The organism is Algibacter sp. L1A34, assembly GCF_009796805.1.
Lineage (GTDB): Bacteria > Bacteroidota > Bacteroidia > Flavobacteriales > Flavobacteriaceae > Algibacter.
Genome location: NZ_CP047029.1, coordinates 3,284,913 through 3,302,551 on the forward strand (window position 1 = coordinate 3,284,913; position 17,639 = coordinate 3,302,551).

The window sequence follows — 17,639 nt, forward strand, 5'->3', positions numbered from 1 at the left end:
TAAAGGAGCACTGTTTTATACCTTTTGAACTTTAGCTTATAGTGATTATTTTACTTTTATTGTAGTATTGATTAATCTTGCTAATGTTACAAGAGTAATGTTTTTAACATTGTATAAATAAATTGTAAATGTTAAAACAGTAGTTAAGTTTTTTTATGACTAAATTGATTTTAAATAAGCGTTGTATTCTATTTTTTATGGTTCTCTTTTTTTTAATCGTAAAAGCGTATAGTTCTGTTTTTATATGTAATACACCTTATAATTTCGATGGAGACGCTGTGGTATCTCAAGAGGGATCTTTTAACATGTTTTCTTTAGATGTTCTGCCACCCAGTTGTACAACCTTATCATCACCAATATCTGGAGATACAGGTGTTCCTGTAAACACAACGTTATCTTGGAACTCTGTATCCAATGTAACAGGTTATAAATTAACTATAGGAACCGTTTCTGGCGGAACGGATATTTTGAATGCGTTTGATGTTGGAAATGTTTTAATTTATAATCTACCTATCAGTTTACCAGAGAGCACAACTATATATGTTAGCATAATACCTTATAATTTAGATGGAGATGCTCTAGGATGCCAAGAGGATTTTTTTAACACATTCGCTCCAAATGTTCTGGCACCTATTTGTACAATATTAAGATCCCCATTGGCAGGAGATATTAGAGTACCTCTTGAAACCGATTTATCTTGGGAGTCTATCTCCAATGCTACAGGCTATAAGTTGACTATAGGAACAACTTCCGGAGGAACAGACATACTAAATGCTTTTGATGTTGGTAACGTATTAAGTTATAATTTGCCTTTGAATTTACCAGAGTTTACAGCTATTTATGTTAGCATAACCCCATACAATATAGCTGGTGAAGCCTTTGCCTGTGATGAAGAATTTTTTACAACAAAATCTTTAGTTCCAGTGCCTAGTTGCACGAGTTTGTTAGTACCATTAGATAATGCTAAAAATGTACCTGTTGATACAAATATAGAATGGCCCTCTGTTCCTGGTGCAACTGGCTACATGTTAACTTTAGAAACACTTACAACAGGAATAGATGTTTTAAATATATTCGACCTTGGAGATGTTACCAGTTATACACCTCCTACAAATTTGCCTAAAAACAGAACTATTGTAATTACAATAGTTCCTTATAATATAGGAGGAGAAGCTATAGGCTGTATTGAAGAGTTTTTTAAAACAGGAGAAGTTATAGGAGCCGAAATACCTCCTAAGTTTTTTACACCAAACAACGACAACACTAACGATTATTGGATAGTTCCAAACCTATTAAACCAAGTCTCTAAAGTGTTAATTTATAATCGTTACGGAAAGCTGTTAAAGCAAATCAATGATTTATCCATAGGATGGGACGGCACACTTAATGGAAATCCTTTGCAGAAAGATGATTATTGGTATCAAATAATCTATAAAGATGGCAAGGTTTTAAAAGGTCATTTTAGTTTAGTTCGATAATGTTTAACATACGCAGTTAGATGGTAGTTTTATTGTCTCTTTTTAAATGATAAATTAAAACTCTTTTCAAAAATTGAATTAGAAAAAGTATTCGTATAATTTAAGCCAATTCTAAAGCGATTTTAATCATATCCTTAAATGTAGTCTCACGTTCTTTACTTGTGGTACGCTCACCAGTTACTAAAGAATCAGAAATGGTAAGAATTGTTAATGCATTCACACCATGTTTGGATGCAATTGTATAAAGTCCAGCCGTTTCCATTTCAACACAAAGAACTCCAAATTTGGACCATTTTTTATAAGATTCAAAATCGTCAGCATAAAATTCATCCGAAGTAAATACATTACCAGCTTTTATAGGTATGTTTTTTGTTTTTGCAGCATCTACAGCTTTTTGAAACAATTCAAAGTTTGCGGTAGGTGCGTAATCTGCTCCTCCAAAACGGAGTACGTTAACTCCAGAATTTGATGATGCGGCCATGGCTAAAACAATATCTCTAATTTTTATCTCCTTTTGATAAGAGCCAGCACTTCCAACGCGAACTAAATTTTTAACACCATATTCTGTAATGAGTTCGTTCGCATAAATTGAAATAGAAGGCACACCCATACCTGTGCCCATAACAGAAACTTGTTTTCCTTGATAGGTACCTGTAAATCCTAACATCCCTCTAACTTTGTTAAAGCAAACCGGATTTTCTAAAAATGTTTCAGCAATCCATTTTGCCCTTAAAGGATCTCCTGGTAATAGAATGGTTTCTGCAATTTCACCTTTTTTGGCTTCAATATGTACACTCATTATTAATAATTTGAATTTAATGATTTATCATTGGTAATTATTGCAATCCCAGAAGATGTTCCTAAACGTTCAGCACCAATATTTATGAATTCTAAAGCGGTTTTAGTGTCTTTAATACCTCCCGAAGCTTTTATTTTGACTTCATTTTTTGCTACACTCTTCATAAGTTTTACATCTTCAATAGTAGCGCCACCAGTTCCAAAACCTGTTGAGGTTTTTATAAAGTCGGCACCACTTTGTATGGCAAGTTCACTAGCTTTAATAATTTCTACTTCTTCAAGATAGCAGGTTTCTAAAATAACTTTTAGAATATTATTAGGCATAATTTCTTTAACAGCTTCGATATCTTTCCAAACGGCATCAAAATCTTTACTTTTTAGTAATCCAATATTGATAACCATATCAATCTCATCTGCACCATCATTTAATGCTGATTTAGCTTCTTCAACTTTGGCTTGAGTACTCATTGCTCCCAATGGAAAACCAATAACACTGCACACGTTTACTTTACTGTTTTTTAATTCTGATTTGGCTAATGCCACATAACAACTATTAACACAAACTGAAAAAAATTGGTATTCTTTAGCTTCTTTACAGAGTTTAATGATCTCGTTTTTTGTGGCTGTCGGTTTTAGTAGAGTGTGGTCTATATATGTATTTAAAAGTTTCATAGTCATATTAAAAATAAGTATGTTTTTATAAATAAAACGGATTAATAACTAGTGATTTATAAAACCCTAAGATGCACATAAAGAGTGTTTCCAAACTATGATTTAAGTCAGGTTTTTATTATTTACTGAATAATAACATAATCTTAATTACTTGTTTTATGTTATTTGCAGTTAATGCACAAGATAATGAAATTAGTTCAACTGCAAATTATAGAAAATGGCAAGTAAGATTGCATACTTTAATTTAAATATTAAAAAGATGGTTGTTTTGTTTTAGATATAAGCGATTAATTTCAAAATAAGGAAGTCATTTGTAGCTTTTTATACTGAATTGGCACATGTTTAATTCGCTAAACTTTTGTTAAAGTATTCATAACCAATATATGTTACTTGCAAATTATTTATTGTTTAGCTATATTCGCACAAGTTTAAACAAAAAAAATAGTTATGGATATTTTAAAAGAAGCAACAATCTTTGAAAGCGCCAAGATGAGTCATATGTCTACAAGTGATAGAGTGGTGGCTTCAAGAGAAGCAAAGCGGCTTATTTTAGCAATCAACGAGATTTATAAGAAAACTAAAGATATTACGCTCATGGATGCCATGAAGAGGTTAACAGCTAAGAAAAAGAGGATTGATATTCGGTTAAAGGGAAGACCTGATTCAGGTATCTAATAATGCGTAAAAGCAGTGGACTAAATATTTTTAGAACTCATTTAAAGGCGTGTTGCAATAATCTTGTGATAGTACATTTTAAGGATGAGTTTTGAGTTACTTTCTAATAAAATTCTAATACACACACACATTTTTTCTCTGTTATTTCAACTCAATAAATTTTTATAAAATTTCTAGAATTTACTTTTTTACTTCAATAGCTTACTTGAGTTTGTTTGTTTGTTTGTTTGTTTTAAAATTAGGTTTAAATATCTTTTAAAAAATAGTTATGAAAACAATTGATAAAGCCAAATTAGCTTCGAATAAATCTACTGAAATAAAAAAGTATTCAATTTATGATATAGCTATTAATGCTATAGATGGTAAATCTATTTCTCTTTCAGAATTTAAAGGGAAGAAAATACTTTTTGTTAATGTTGCTTCAAAGTGCGGATTTACAAAACAATATAAGGATTTGCAAATGTTGAATGATAAGTATAAAGAAGAGCTAGTAATTATTGGCTCACCATGTAATCAATTTGGACAACAAGAGAGAGGTGATGCTTCACAAATCCAAAAATTTTGTGAACTCAATTTTGGTGTTAAATTTTTACTTACAGAAAAGATTGATGTTAAAGGAGCTAAACAACATTCTTTATATAAGTGGTTGACAACTAAAGGTCTTAACGGGAAAATGAGCTCAAGTGTAAAATGGAATTTTCAAAAATATTTAGTTGATGATAATGGCGGTCTTATAGATTACTATTATTCAATAACCAATCCAATGAGTTCAAAAATAACTAAGTATTTGTGATATTTTAAACTTTGGCTAATGTTAAGTAGAGCTAATATTTATTAGTTAAGAAGAATTGATTTGTCAAGTTTTGATTAGCTAATAGAATACAAAATTAGAATATATAAAAAACCCCGTATACATAATGTTTACGGGGCTTTTTTTTTGGAGAGTAGTGAGCTATCTATAATTATTACTTTACCAATGTTTAAAGTTTTTTTGATGGCTAAAAAATGTAGTTTTCCGAATTGGCCACTTTTCAATATTTATTTAATAGTAATGATTAAATATTAGACTATTTTACTGTTAATTCATTTTATAAGTCCGAAGGTGTTGTGTTTTTAAATCAAATTTTATCTTAGAATACCTTTCATTAATATTCGAACATATGTATCAGGAATAATAACATGCATTGCTTATTTTTTAAGTCATTTAAATAAAATATAGAAGAAATTTCATTATTAAAATTAAAGGTTTATCTTACATTTTATTATTCAGTATTATAGATTGTGCAATACTTTTTTTAGAGTGTTTTGTTTTATTTGAAAGTAATTTTAACATATCTCGACAAACCCATAACTAACACATTAACAATCAAATGAAATTAACTAAAACTTTAGGGTATCTAGGCCTTATTGCTTCTATTCTTGTAGGTTTGGGCGAATACTTTTTACACTATTCACCCTCAATTTTAGAACATTCCGAAAACTATCAATTTTTTAAATTTGTATCATTAAATAATCTTACCGCAGGTCATTTCTTGGCCGTTATTGGATTGCCTTTTTATTTTGCAGGATACATTCATATATACAGAATGTTAAAATCTGGAAACGAAACATTGGCTAGGCTGGTTTTAGCTATAGGGTTTATAGCTTTTGCTGTTGGCGGTGTATGGATTGGCTCACGCGCTTCTATTGGTAATATTGTGCATTTAAAAGAGAGTATGGATGCCTCAGTTTACCAAAACCTATTAGCGCATTACACCAACCACATGGAAGTATTAGTGCAAGCGCTACGTGTTATTATAGCAACATTATCTATTGTTTTTGCTGTCGCTATTTTAAAAGGAGGCACGTATTACAAAAAATGGATGGCAATTTTCAACCCTATTGTTATACTTATTTTATTAGTGGTTTTAGGAAAACTAATACCTGCTTTAGGAAAGCACATGCTGCCTATCTTAATGAACGTCACTCATTTTATTCTTTTCGGATTATCATTATACCAATTTAACAAATACATTAAAAATCAAAAAAATGCTTAAAAAAATTCTAAAATTCACAGGAATAGTAATCCTTTTACTGGTTGTACTCATTCTTGGTTTTTTCTGGCGCGATTCAGTTTCAGATAAATACGACATCACAATAGAAGATAGTAAAATCCCTTTATTCGAGGACGTTGTAATCGATTTTAAACATCAATATAATGGCGATAAATCGTTACCAATTGCACCTTCAGCTTTAATAGATATTGATAACGATAATATAGATGAAGTCTTTTTTGGAGGCGGTATGTTTCAAGAAGACGCCATTTTTGCTTATCGAGATAATAAGTTTGTCGATATTTCTTCCGAAGTTAATTTACAGAAAAAAGGAAACACTTTAACCACGGTTGGTGTCGTTTCTGCCGATTTTGATAACAACGGATTTACAGATATTATACTTGGTAGAGAAGATGGGTTAACAATCTATTATAATACCAATGGAAAATTTACCGCTAAAAAGATTGACACACCTATAAACGAAAAATCAACACCTGCGGGATTAACGGTTGGAGATATTGATAAAGATGGTGATTTAGATATTTTTATGGCAACCTACCTTAAAAAAGAGTTAATGGAAGGTCAAACCATTTTTGAAGATTATACTTATGGTTCTACAAGTGAATTACTTTTAAATACTGGAAACGAAAACTTTGTAAGTATTACTAAACAAGCTGGCTTAGACTATGTTCATAATACGTTTCAAGGTGTATTGGTCGATATTGATAACGATTCTTGGTTAGATTTAGTTGTGGTACATGATACCGGTGAAGCAAGAACGTATAGAAATAATGGAGACCTAACATACACTATGAAGCCAAACCCATTAACCAAAAAATTTGCCTACCCAATGGGATTAGCAGTTGGTGATTATAATAATGATGGTTTGGTAGATTTTATGTTTTCTAATACAGGAAGTACGTTACCAAGAGCTTTAGCTAAAGGTGATATAAAAGATGCATCTTTATTTAATGAAAAATGGATTCTGTTTAGAAATGATGGCGATTTTAAATTTACAGATACAGCCGAAGAAACTAAAATTGCAGATTATGAATTTTCTTGGGGATGTACTTTCGCAGATATGAATAACGACGGTTTACAAGATTTAATGGTAGCTGAAAATTATGTGGATTTTGCACCTAATAAACTATTTAAGTTACCTAGTAGATTTTTAGTTCAGAAGGAAGATGGCACGTTTGCACCAACCGAAGAAAAAAGTGGTGTTGTTAACCCATATTACGCTATAACATCATTAGTAAGTGATTTTAATCAAGATGGTTATTTAGACATGATTTGGGTAAATATCGATTCGCCATCTTTAGCCTACATCAATAAAGGCGGAACTAATAATTATCTACAAGTAGATTTGGGAGAATCTGTAAATGCACAAGGAGCAAAAGTAACAGTAACTACGCCAACAAAAACGTTAACCGATTGGTTGGTAAGTGGAGAAGGTTTAGCTAGTGATCAAACGGCATTACTTCAATTTGGATTAGGTAAAGAATCTACTGTTCTGAATGTAAAAGTCCTTTTGGCAGACAACAGGGAAATTAGTCTTGATAACCCAAAAATTAACTCGATTATAGATTTAAAATCGCAGGTTAAAGTTCAAGTTGCTCAAGAAATAGATGTAGATACAGAAACAATCGAAGAAAGTAAGTAAGAAATGAAGTTTATAAAACAATTATTAGGAAAAGGTAAACAGGAGACGATCAATGATTTATCTAAGGGCTATTGTCCTAATTGTTGGGGGCATCAAGAGTACGATAACCTCATAAGAGAAAAGTATGAAGATGCACAGATAAGTGTTAATAACCATAGTGCTAATTATGCATTTGTACAGAATTTCATGGTAACACATCTAAATGGCATAAAATTAAAGAGCACAGTTAAAGGTACAGAATGCCCTACATGTGTGGTTGTAAATAACAAATAATGCTAAAAAGAATTGCATATTATGCTATTCTTGGTATGCTCATAATAGGCGTATATGGAGCTGGCGGATTAGTTGTGGAAGAATTTAAAACAGGTGAAGGCTGCCCAAAAATAATGGGCATCCCCATGTGTTTGGTTATTCTATTCTGTTTTCTTGTTCCGTTAATAGTACATCTTTTAAAAAAGAAGAATGTCTTGTACTTTTTATTTACAGGCTTAGCAGGTAGTATTGCTTTAATGGCTTCAGTCATGCAGTTTTTAGGTTATGCCGAATGCCCGAAAACAGCTTCAGGAACGCCAATGTGTTATTATTCTTTATTGCTTTTTAGTAGTTTAATAGTACTAAAAATTTACCATCAAAAACCAAACAAATTATGAGTATTTTAAAAAGTTTTAGAAAAAATATTTTATATTTTTTCCTACTGACGGTTTCCATTGTTTTGGGACAAAAAAACGATAAATCAATCTATCTAATAGCCAATACAGGTACAGCAAATGATACTAATGTATTGGATGAAATTATCAAGGATTCTAAAACATCCGAAAATTCTATATTATTATTGCTTGGAAATTCAGTAAACGACAATGATAGTAGTAAAGATTTTGAACAAAATATTTTATCTCAATTAGATAAGCTGTCTTTGTTCAATGGGGAAGCTTATTTTATGCCTGGAAAAAACGAATGGGTAATTAATGGACACAAAGGTGTTCAATCTATTGAAAACCATATTCAAAAAAATAGTAATTCAAAATTTTATCCGGACGATGGTGAGGCTATAAAACATAAAGATATATCTGAAAATATAGTGCTTATTACCGTCGATACACAGTGGTTTCTGGAAGATTGGGATAAGCATAGTTATATAAATGATGATAGTGAAATTAAAAATAGAACATTATTTTTCTTAGAATTTGAGAATAGAATAAAGAAAGCCTATGGTAAAACAATTCTAGTTGCATTACATCATCCTATTGAAACAAATACAAAACAAGGGCTGTTAAGTAATGTAGGAGGAGTTAGGTCGCACGATTTTCAGAACAAGAAATACAGAAAACTTAGAAACAGATTAAAAACGATTGCTCAGGCTGCTGGTAATATCATTTTTATATCTGGGAAAGATAAAAATTTACAATATATAGATAAAGGCATACCTCAAATTATTAGTGGGGCGGTTGGAAAGACTAAAAATATTAGTAACGTTAGTGAAGGTGATTTTGGTCTTGCAGAAAACGGCTTCGCAAAGTTAGAAATAGGTGATAATGGTGCTGCACAAGTAAAATTTTATACTGTAAAAAAGGGTGTGTCTACTGAAGTTTTTACATCTAAAATTTTAGAAGGAGATGAAGACGATAGTCAAATCAACCATTCTTTTGAAGAAACGTTTCCAAAAACGCAATCGGCTTCAATCTATACAGAGGAAGCTATTGATAAAAGTAGTTTTTACAAAACAGTTTGGGGAGAACACTATAGACCGTTTTACGGAACAAATGTAAATGTACCAGTAGTTTTATTAGATACATTAATGGGCGGACTTTCTCCTATAAAAAGAGGTGGAGGTCAACAATCGAAATCGCTTAGATTAGAAGATAAAAATGGAAAGCAGTTTGTTATGAGGGCCATAAAAAAGAGCACAGCTAAGTTTTTGCAAGCCAATGCTTTTCCTAATACTTTTATAGAAAATTCACTTGATGATACAACTATAGATAAGTTTTTATCAGATTTTTATACTACATCAAATCCTTACGCGGCATTTGCAATTGGTGGATTATCAAGTGCAGTAGGTGTTAATCATACAAATCCGATATTATATTACATTCCTAAGCAAAAAACATTAGGTACGTTTAATGAAGATTTTGGTGATGAGTTATACATGATAGAGGAACATGTTGGAAGTACGCAGGCAGGTTTAGAAAGTTTTGGAAATCCTAAACAAATATTGAGTACAGCTGATGTTTTACAGGAAATTCATAGATCTGGAAAATCTGTTGTTGATGAGCCATCATACATTAAAGCGAGACTTTTTGATATGCTTTTAGGAGATTGGGACAGACATGAAGATCAATGGCGTTGGGCTTATTATGATGATGAGGATGGAACATCACATTGTGAGCCTATTCCTAGAGATAGAGATCAGGCATTTTCAAAATATGATGGAGCTCTAATTTCTTTTCTAACCCGTTCCATTCCGGCGCTTCGTAAAATGCAATCTTATGATGAAGAAATTAGAAGTGTAAAATGGTTAGCATCTTCTCCTTATCATTTAGATTTAATGCTGGTTAATTCTTCTGGTTGGGATGAATGGGAAAAACAAGCACAACACATTCAAGAGCATCTTACAGATGAAGATGTAGAGAAAGCTTTTGAAGCTTTTCCATTAGAAGTAAGAGGTGAAGTTATTGATGATATAAAAGTAAAACTTAAAGGAAGACGGTCTAATTTGGTTAAAATAGCAAAAGCGTATTACGAGTATTTAAATAAATTTAAAGTTATTGTTGGAACTCAAAAAACAGATACATTTTCTATAACACGCCTTCCAAATGGAGATACTGCTATAAAAATAGATCGTAAAGACATGGGGCTTTTAAACAGAACTTTTTCTCATGATATTACCAAAGAAATATGGATTTATGGTCTAGACGGAAAAGATACTTTTGTTGTAGATGGAGAAGGAGATCATCTTATTAAAATTAGAATAGTTGGTGGAAAGAAAAACGATATATACGATTTTAAAAACACCAAAAAAGTAAAACTTTATGATTACAAGAGTAAAGAAAATACCATTGTAAACAAAAAATCTAAAAAGTGGCTCGTTGATGATTATGAATTAAATAATTACGACCATAAAAAAGTAAAACATAATTTTAGTCAAATACTACCTTTATTAGGTGTAAATCCAGATGATGGCGTTAAACTAGGGGTTCTAAATAACTTTTCATACTTCGGGTTACAACGCAACGAGTTCACTTATAAACATAGTATAAGTGCGGCATATTACACAGGGAACTCAGGGTATGATTTATCTTATAAAGGTGAATTTTCAAATATTTTTCATAAATGGAATTTTGGAGTAGAAGGTAAGTACACGAGTCCAAACTTTGCACAGAACTTCTTTGGTTTTGGTAATGAAACAAGCTATGATAAAGATGAGGTAGAACTCGATTTTAATAGAGTAAGTATAAAAGAATGGAATGCTGCAGTGTCATTAATATGGCATGGTGAAAATGGAGGCTCTTTTTATTTTAAACCTTTAATAGAATCTTTTGAAGTTGAAAATGTAGAAGATAGATTTGTTAATATTTTACCTGAAGAAGCAACCCTCTTTGAAAAACAAATTTATGTTGGTAGTGAAGTAAACTATACGTTTAAAAACAGAAATGATATTGCTTATCCTACAATGGGCTTAGATGCAGGAATTACAGTTGGTTATAAAACTGTAATTGATGGAGGAAATGATGATAGTTCTTTTGGTTATATTAAACCACATATCGCTGTTAATCACAAGTTAAATAAAAGTGGTAGCTTAGTATTTGCAACAAAATTAGGAGGAGAAGCTATTCTTGGAGATGATTTTGAATTGTATCATGCAGCACAATTAGGAGGTGGAGAAAACCTTCGTGGGTACAGAAAAGAACGTTTTATAGGTGATTATTCAGTGTTTCAAAGTACCGATTTAAGATTGGAAATAGGTGATTTTAACAGTGCTATTATTCCAACAAAATATGGTGTAACTGGTGGTTTTGATTATGGTCGAGTTTGGTTGAAAAATGACACGTCAGATAAATGGCACAATAGTTTAGGAGGTTCTTTTTGGATTAGCGGCTTGGAAACATTTACACTAAATGCAGGATATTATTCAAGTGCCGATGGAGGAATAATCTCAGTTGTGCTTGGTTTCTCTTTTTAAATCTAACATAAAAACATAAATAAAACCATGAAAAAACCAGTAGTAATTGCTCAAGTAAGTACTTTAGAAAATAAGCAACCGGAACACGCCCTAGTAAATGGGTTGGATTTAGTAATCGTGAAATTTGATGATGATATTTCTGTACTCTACGGAAGATGTTTACACAGAGGCGCACTAATGTCCGACGGTCACGTAGATGGTCATAATTTAATTTGTGGTGTTCATGGATGGGATTATCGTGTAGATTCAGGTGTTTCAGAATATAATAATAAAGAAGTACTTCATAAATTTTCAACTAAAATTGAAGGTGATGATTTATTTGTAGATGCATTCGAAATTGAATCTTATTTGGTAAATAGCCCACAACCATTTAATCGTGATGCTTATTTAGGTGCTTATGCAGATACGCATCCGGAAGAAACAGAACCATACACTGGTTATATAAAGGAACTGGCTACAAATGGATTGAAAAATATTGGACATCATGGATTTTCTGCATCTATGGGAGTAGATAGAGATACGCTTCCTAAATGGAACGATATTCAGTTTTTACCAGCACAATTAGCATCAAGACCTTTATTAGATCATGAAGATGTTGCGACTAAAGTTGTTATTGGTCCAAACGCAAAAAAACCGCTAGAACTAGACATGCCACTTTTTGTAAGTGATATGAGTTTTGGAGCATTATCTCGAGAAGCTAAAATAGCATTATCTAAAGGAGCGCAATTAGCAGGAACAGGAATTTGTTCTGGTGAAGGTGGTATGCTGCCAGAAGAACAAGCTAGCAATTCTAAATATTTTTACGAATTAGCTTCGGCGCAGTTTGGGTTCTCTTGGGATAAATTAGATAACGTACAAGCCTTTCACTTTAAAGGTGGGCAAGGTGCAAAAACAGGAACTGGTGGTCACTTACCAGGATCTAAAGTAAGTAAAGAAATTGCAGAGGTTAGAGGTTTAAAAGAAGGGGAAACAGCTATTTCACCTGCTGCTAATCCAAATTTTCATACGGTTGAAGACTTTAAAGTATTTGCAGATAAAGTAAGAGCACGTACAGGAGGAATTCCTATTGGGTTCAAAATTGCTGCAAGTCATATTGAAAAAGATATCCAATTTGCGCTAGATGTTGGTGTAGACTATATTATTCTCGATGGTCGTGGTGGCGGAACAGGTTCTGCTCCAACCATTTTAAGAGATCATATTAATGTGCCAACCATTCCAGCATTAGCAAGAGCAAGAGCTTATATGGATAAAGTAGGAGCAACAGGTGTCACTTTAGTAATTACTGGAGGTTTGCGTGTTGCCGAAGATTTTTCAAAAGCAATGATGCTTGGAGCAGATGCTATAGCAGTATCTAATTCTGCATTACAAGCTATTGGTTGTTTAGGGATGCGCGCTTGCGGATCTAATAACTGTCCGGTTGGTATTGCAACTCAAAAAGAATCTTTGCGTAGTCGAATAATTATAGACTCTTCTGCTAAACAATTACAAAATTACTTTGAAGCAACAAACGATTTAATAAGGGTTGTAGCACGTGCTTGTGGTTACGATGATGTTACTAAGTTTAATCCAGACGACCTTTCAACCTTTGATAGAGATATACATTATTTAACAGGAATTAACTACGCAGGTTTAAAATAATATATCATGGAAAAACAAATGCATTTAGCAGCACAATATTTAGCTGCAGCTGGAATTAGTTTTCTAGAAAAGGAGTCAGACGACAGTCATACAAACCTAGGTTTTAACATAGGAAATGGATGTCTTTCTACGCATACACTTTCCGAAAATGGAGATGTATTATGTTTAAATTACAAAAGTTTTACACTAGAGTGGAAATCCAATCAAGAAACAAAAACGTTTAGTTTAGATGGTGCAACGCATGCTGAAGTTTTAAAATGGCTTACAGATACTTCTAAAGCATTCTTAAATAAAACATATCAATATAAATTTCATTACGATTTACCTTATGCAATAGACGATGCGTTTACATTCAAATTAGCAGATGTGTCTAAGTTGAAAGCGTTACTGCATTTGCGTGTTTTGGCACAATTGGTTCTTGAAAATATAGATAAACAATACAATCTTAATACTTCAATTAGAATCTGGCCACATCACTTCGATACAGGTATTTATAGCGCTCTACCAAATTCTGATATTACTATTGGATTAGGTTTAGCAATACCAGATAGTATTTGTAACAACCATTATTTATATATCTCTGGATACAAAAATGGAAATACCATCGACACTTCTAAATTACCAAAATTAGAATCTGGAGAGTGGAAATCTAATGGATTTACTGGAGCTATTCTCGATACAAATACTATCGTAGAATCTCAAGGTGTCGCATTTTTTAAAGAAGCAATTAACCAACTAAAGAACAATTAATAATGAATACAATAGATTTATATGGTGCAGATTGGTGCCCAGACTGCCAAAGGGCAAAAGCATATTTAAAAGAGAATAATGTTGATTTTAATTTTATTGATGTCGATTTAGATAAAGATGCAACGGCGAGAGTAGAGGGTATTAACAATGGGAAACGTATTATACCAACCATTCTTATTAACGAAAAACCATATACCAATCCAGATAATAGTGTTTTAGCAAACGTATTAGGGATTAATGAACAAGGACGTGTTATTTTGTATGGTGCAGATTGGTGTCCAGATTGCCAACGTGCAAAAGGATATTTGCAGGACAATCATATCAACTTTCAATATATAGAAGTCGATAAATATGATTGGGCTACTCAAAAAGTAGAAGAAATTAATAACGGAAAACGTATTATTCCTACCTTATTTATTGGTGATAAAAGTTATACCAATCCAGATAATTCGATTCTAAAAGATGTATTAAACATTGGTAAAGAATCAGAAAAAAAGGTTTACGATAGTATTATTGTTGGTGCTGGTGCAGCTGGATTAACGGCTTCTATTTACATTCAACGTGATCGTTTTAGTTCTTTAATTCTTGAAAAAAAGAATATTGGAGGTAATGCCTTTTTAACACAAAAAATTGAAAACTATCCTGGTTTTACAGAGATTTCTGGCCCAAAATTAATGCAACGTATGGCAGAGCAAGCCAAGGTATACGGAGCAAGCATTGAAACTGGTGTTGAGGTAAAAAGCATTTCTAAAAACGGTAACTTATTTGATATAGATTCTAATATGGGCGCATACCAAAGTAAATCTGTGGTATTAGCTTTAGGTTCTACATATCGCAAATTAGGTATTACAAATGAAGAAGATTTAGTAGGTGCAGGTATTCACTTCTGTGCAACCTGTGATGGTGCTTTTTATAGAGATAAAGAAGTGCTTGTAATTGGTGGAGGAAATAGTGCTTTGGAAGAAGGTATATTTTTAGCAGGTTTTTGTAAAAAAGTAACGATTGTAAATCGTGGTTCAGAATTTTCAGCTTCTGAAACTTATATTGAAAAACTACCATCTATAAAAAATATAGAAACTCACCTTAATAAAGAATCCTTAGCATTTACTAAGGATGAAAATGGCAATTTTAAAGGTTTGGAAGTTAAAGATAAAGCAACAGGAGAAACCGAAGAATTAACAGCAGATGGTGCTTTCATTTTTATAGGATTAATTCCAAACACAACTAGTGTAAAAGGTGTTATTGACTTGAACAAAAACGGATTTATTACCACAACAGCTTTAGGAGAAACCAATGTAGCTGGTGTTTTTGCTGCTGGAGATTGTCGCGAAGGTGCAATTGCACAAGTAGCAGCCGCTACAGGCGAAGGTGTATTGGCAAGTTATGGTGTGCGTAATCACTTAAAATAGAAACATGGAAAACTGGCATTTACCAATTACAATTGTTCCTGGCTTAGGTTTACTCATTCTTTCTACTTCAAACTTAATGGTAACATTGAGTAATGAAATAAGTGGGATGATTGAAAATTCTAATAAAAAATCAATTACTGCAAGAAAATTGAAACAACTAAGGTTGCTTAATATGGCTATGGTTTTTTTCTATGTGGCTGTAGCACTTTTATTAATTTCTGCCGTTATTAATGGCTTATATGAAGTAGGAAAAACGTCTTTATATACAAGCGTTTTGGCAATTATTTTTGCGCTCATTGGTCTTATTTCTTTGATTATTTATTCTTTTAGAGCGGTAACCATTCGTCAAAATCAATTTAAAAGCAAACTAGATTAAACCTGAAATATTATGAAAAAAACAACAAAATGGTATAGTGTACTAAAAGATAAGAAAACTTTGCCTGAAGGACGTGTACAAACGGTAACAGCAGGTCATCAAGGTGTATGTTTAACACATTACGATGGTAAGTTTTCTGCATTAGATAATAAATGTCCGCATCAAGGTGGTCCATTAGGAGAAGGTTCTATTGAAAACGGGATGCTGCGTTGCCCTTGGCACGGTTGGGATTTCGATCCATGTTCTGGTTTACCACCAGGAGGTTTTGATGATGGCGTTAAAACCTTTGAAGTAAAAGAAGAAGGTGACGAAATTTTTGTTGGTGTTTTGGAAGAAGAAGAACATCAAGATACCATTTCGGATGTGATGATGCAGACCATGGTAAATTGGGGAGTTGATACAGGTTTTGGTATGGTTGGCCATTCTAACTTAGCAGTTGCCGATGCTATGATGCGATTAGAGCAACAAGATAAATTTCAGTTTTTTGGTATTCGTCACGAAGGTGCAGCCGCTTTTGCAGCTTCAGCTTATGGAAAATTAACTGGGAAACCTGCAGTTTGTTTTGGTATTGCAGGACCAGGTTCTACCAATATGTTTACTGGAATGTGGGATGCAAAAGTAGACCGATCACCAATGTTAGTGCTCTCTGGTCAAGTAAATACACAAGTATTAGGCACAGGTGCCTTTCAAGAAGTAGATTTAGTTGGTGCGTTTCAAACCGTAGCCAATTTTAACCATAGCGTACAACAAAACTCAAAGCATAGCGAGTTAATGAGTTTAGCCATAAAAAGTGCTTTATTAAACAGAGATGTGTCTCATATAACATTTCCAGATGAAGTCGCATTTATGCCAAAACCAGAAGGAGAAGAAGCGCAAACACCAGAAGATAGAATAACACCTATGAATATTTCGCCGCCAAGGCAAATGGTTGCAAAAGCCGTAGGCATGTTAGAAAATGCTAAAATGCCAGCAATTATTGTTGGTCACGGTGCTCGTTTTCACATGGAAGCTATTACCGCTTTCGCGGAAAAGTTAAACTGCCCAGTAATTACGACATTTAAAGGAAAAGGATTAATAGCAGATAATCATTCATTAGGCTGTGGTGTACTAGGAAGAAGTGGTACACCAATAGCCTCTTGGTTTATGAACGAAAGTGATTTACTGCTAGTCTTTGGAGCTTCGTTCTCTAATCATACAGGTATTACACCCAAAAAACCAATTATTCAGGTGGATTACGATCCTGCAGCTTTAAGTAAGTTTCATAAAGTAGATGCAGCACTTTGGGGAGAAATTTCCGAAACTTTAGCATTAATTGAAGAACAAACGCAAGGAAAACTGAATACAATCGACAGACGTCCAGAGATTGCAGAACGTTGGGCGATTTGGCAAGAAGAAAAAGCAAGTCGATTAAAAGACGAAAGTAAAGTTGGATTAAGTTCTATTGCTGTTTTCGAAGCAATGAATAAAGTAGTACCAGAGAATGCAGTAATTGCTGTAGATGTAGGGAATAATACGTATTCTTTTGGGCGCTATTTTGAGCCTAAAAATCAGTCGGTTTTAATGTCTGGTTATTTAGGATCTATAGGTTTTTCATTACCAGCAGCAATGGGAGCTTGGGCAGCACAAGGAAAAGAGAGACCCATTTGGTCGGTTTCTGGTGATGGTGGTTTCGGGCAGTATTTAGGAGAAATGATGACTTTGGTGAAGTACAATATGAACATCAAGCACGTATTGCTTAACAACTCAGAAATTGGAAAAATTTCAAAAGAACAGAAAGCAGCAGAATTAGACGTTTGGAAAACATCTTTGCACAATGCAAACTTTGCTAAATATGCAGAAAATTGTGGCGCATTAGGCATAAGAGTCACCAAAAAAGAAGAACTATTACCAGCTTTAGAAAAGCTAAGAGATCATAAAGGTCCTGCATTATTAGAAATAATTACTGATGCAACTTTAATATAAATAAAAAC

Annotated in this window: 14 protein-coding genes; 12 read left to right on the forward strand and 2 right to left on the reverse strand. The window is 32.9% G+C overall.

Translation table 11 applies throughout. The annotated features are described in order from the left end of the window. The first annotated feature begins 155 nt into the window (after positions 1-155). Positions 156-1,478, forward strand: coding sequence for a T9SS type B sorting domain-containing protein (locus tag GQR97_RS13840; protein ID WP_158849392.1), 1,323 nt, complete (start codon positions 156-158; stop codon positions 1,476-1,478). Between the two features lie 100 nt (positions 1,479-1,578). On the opposite strand, the gene deoD is transcribed toward GQR97_RS13840, so the two are convergent. Together deoD and deoC are read right to left on the reverse strand one after the other, a co-directional pair. Next, positions 1,579-2,277 carry a purine-nucleoside phosphorylase gene (deoD, locus tag GQR97_RS13845; RefSeq protein ID WP_158849394.1) on the reverse strand — a complete coding sequence of 233 codons (699 nt, stop codon included), beginning with the start codon at positions 2,275-2,277 and terminating at the stop codon, positions 1,579-1,581. Between the two features lie 2 nt (positions 2,278-2,279). Continuing rightward, the gene (deoC, locus tag GQR97_RS13850) at positions 2,280-2,948 is read right to left on the reverse strand and encodes a deoxyribose-phosphate aldolase (protein WP_158849396.1); all 669 of its coding nucleotides are present in this window, start codon (positions 2,946-2,948) and stop codon (positions 2,280-2,282) included. Positions 2,949-3,395: 447 nt separating this feature from the next. Between deoC and GQR97_RS13855 the strand changes: the two genes are divergently transcribed. The 11 genes from GQR97_RS13855 to GQR97_RS13905 all read left to right on the forward strand — a co-directional run bounded on the left by GQR97_RS13855 (position 3,396) and on the right by GQR97_RS13905 (position 17,631). Next, the gene (locus GQR97_RS13855) at positions 3,396-3,623 is read left to right on the forward strand and encodes a hypothetical protein (protein WP_158849398.1); all 228 of its coding nucleotides are present in this window, start codon (positions 3,396-3,398) and stop codon (positions 3,621-3,623) included. A gap of 268 nt (positions 3,624-3,891) precedes the next feature. Beyond that, positions 3,892-4,416: a glutathione peroxidase gene (locus GQR97_RS13860; RefSeq protein ID WP_158849400.1), complete on the forward strand. Its 525-nt coding sequence runs from the start codon at positions 3,892-3,894 to the stop codon at positions 4,414-4,416. 577 nt (positions 4,417-4,993) lie between these two features. Further along, positions 4,994-5,659, forward strand: coding sequence for a DUF6796 family protein (locus tag GQR97_RS13865; protein WP_158849402.1), 666 nt, complete (start codon positions 4,994-4,996; stop codon positions 5,657-5,659). Next, the gene (locus GQR97_RS13870) at positions 5,652-7,319 is read left to right on the forward strand and encodes a CRTAC1 family protein (protein WP_158849404.1); all 1,668 of its coding nucleotides are present in this window, start codon (positions 5,652-5,654) and stop codon (positions 7,317-7,319) included. The genes GQR97_RS13865 and GQR97_RS13870 overlap by 8 nt, the downstream gene beginning before the upstream one ends. A gap of 272 nt (positions 7,320-7,591) precedes the next feature. Further along, on the forward strand, positions 7,592-7,969 hold the full coding sequence (locus GQR97_RS13875) for a hypothetical protein (protein ID WP_158849406.1): 378 nt from the start codon (positions 7,592-7,594) through the stop codon (positions 7,967-7,969). Then, positions 7,966-11,496, forward strand: coding sequence for a metallophosphatase (locus GQR97_RS13880; protein WP_158849408.1), 3,531 nt, complete (start codon positions 7,966-7,968; stop codon positions 11,494-11,496). The genes GQR97_RS13875 and GQR97_RS13880 overlap by 4 nt, the downstream gene beginning before the upstream one ends. Before the next feature lie 27 nt (positions 11,497-11,523). Further along, positions 11,524-13,134 carry a glutamate synthase-related protein gene (locus tag GQR97_RS13885; RefSeq protein ID WP_158849410.1) on the forward strand — a complete coding sequence of 537 codons (1,611 nt, stop codon included), beginning with the start codon at positions 11,524-11,526 and terminating at the stop codon, positions 13,132-13,134. A gap of 6 nt (positions 13,135-13,140) precedes the next feature. Continuing rightward, positions 13,141-13,884, forward strand: a complete 744-nt coding sequence (locus tag GQR97_RS13890; protein ID WP_158849412.1) for a hypothetical protein — start codon at positions 13,141-13,143, stop codon at positions 13,882-13,884. Between the two features lie 2 nt (positions 13,885-13,886). Next, positions 13,887-15,293 (forward strand): FAD-dependent oxidoreductase, encoded by a 1,407-nt coding sequence (locus GQR97_RS13895; protein ID WP_158849414.1) that lies wholly within the window; start codon positions 13,887-13,889, stop codon positions 15,291-15,293. Between the two features lie 4 nt (positions 15,294-15,297). Next, complete coding sequence (locus GQR97_RS13900) at positions 15,298-15,669, forward strand: hypothetical protein (RefSeq protein ID WP_158849416.1); 372 nt, start codon at positions 15,298-15,300, stop codon at positions 15,667-15,669. A gap of 12 nt (positions 15,670-15,681) precedes the next feature. Further along, positions 15,682-17,631, forward strand: a complete 1,950-nt coding sequence (locus GQR97_RS13905) for a thiamine pyrophosphate-dependent enzyme (RefSeq protein ID WP_199269856.1) — start codon at positions 15,682-15,684, stop codon at positions 17,629-17,631. Positions 17,632-17,639: the final 8 nt, after the last annotated feature.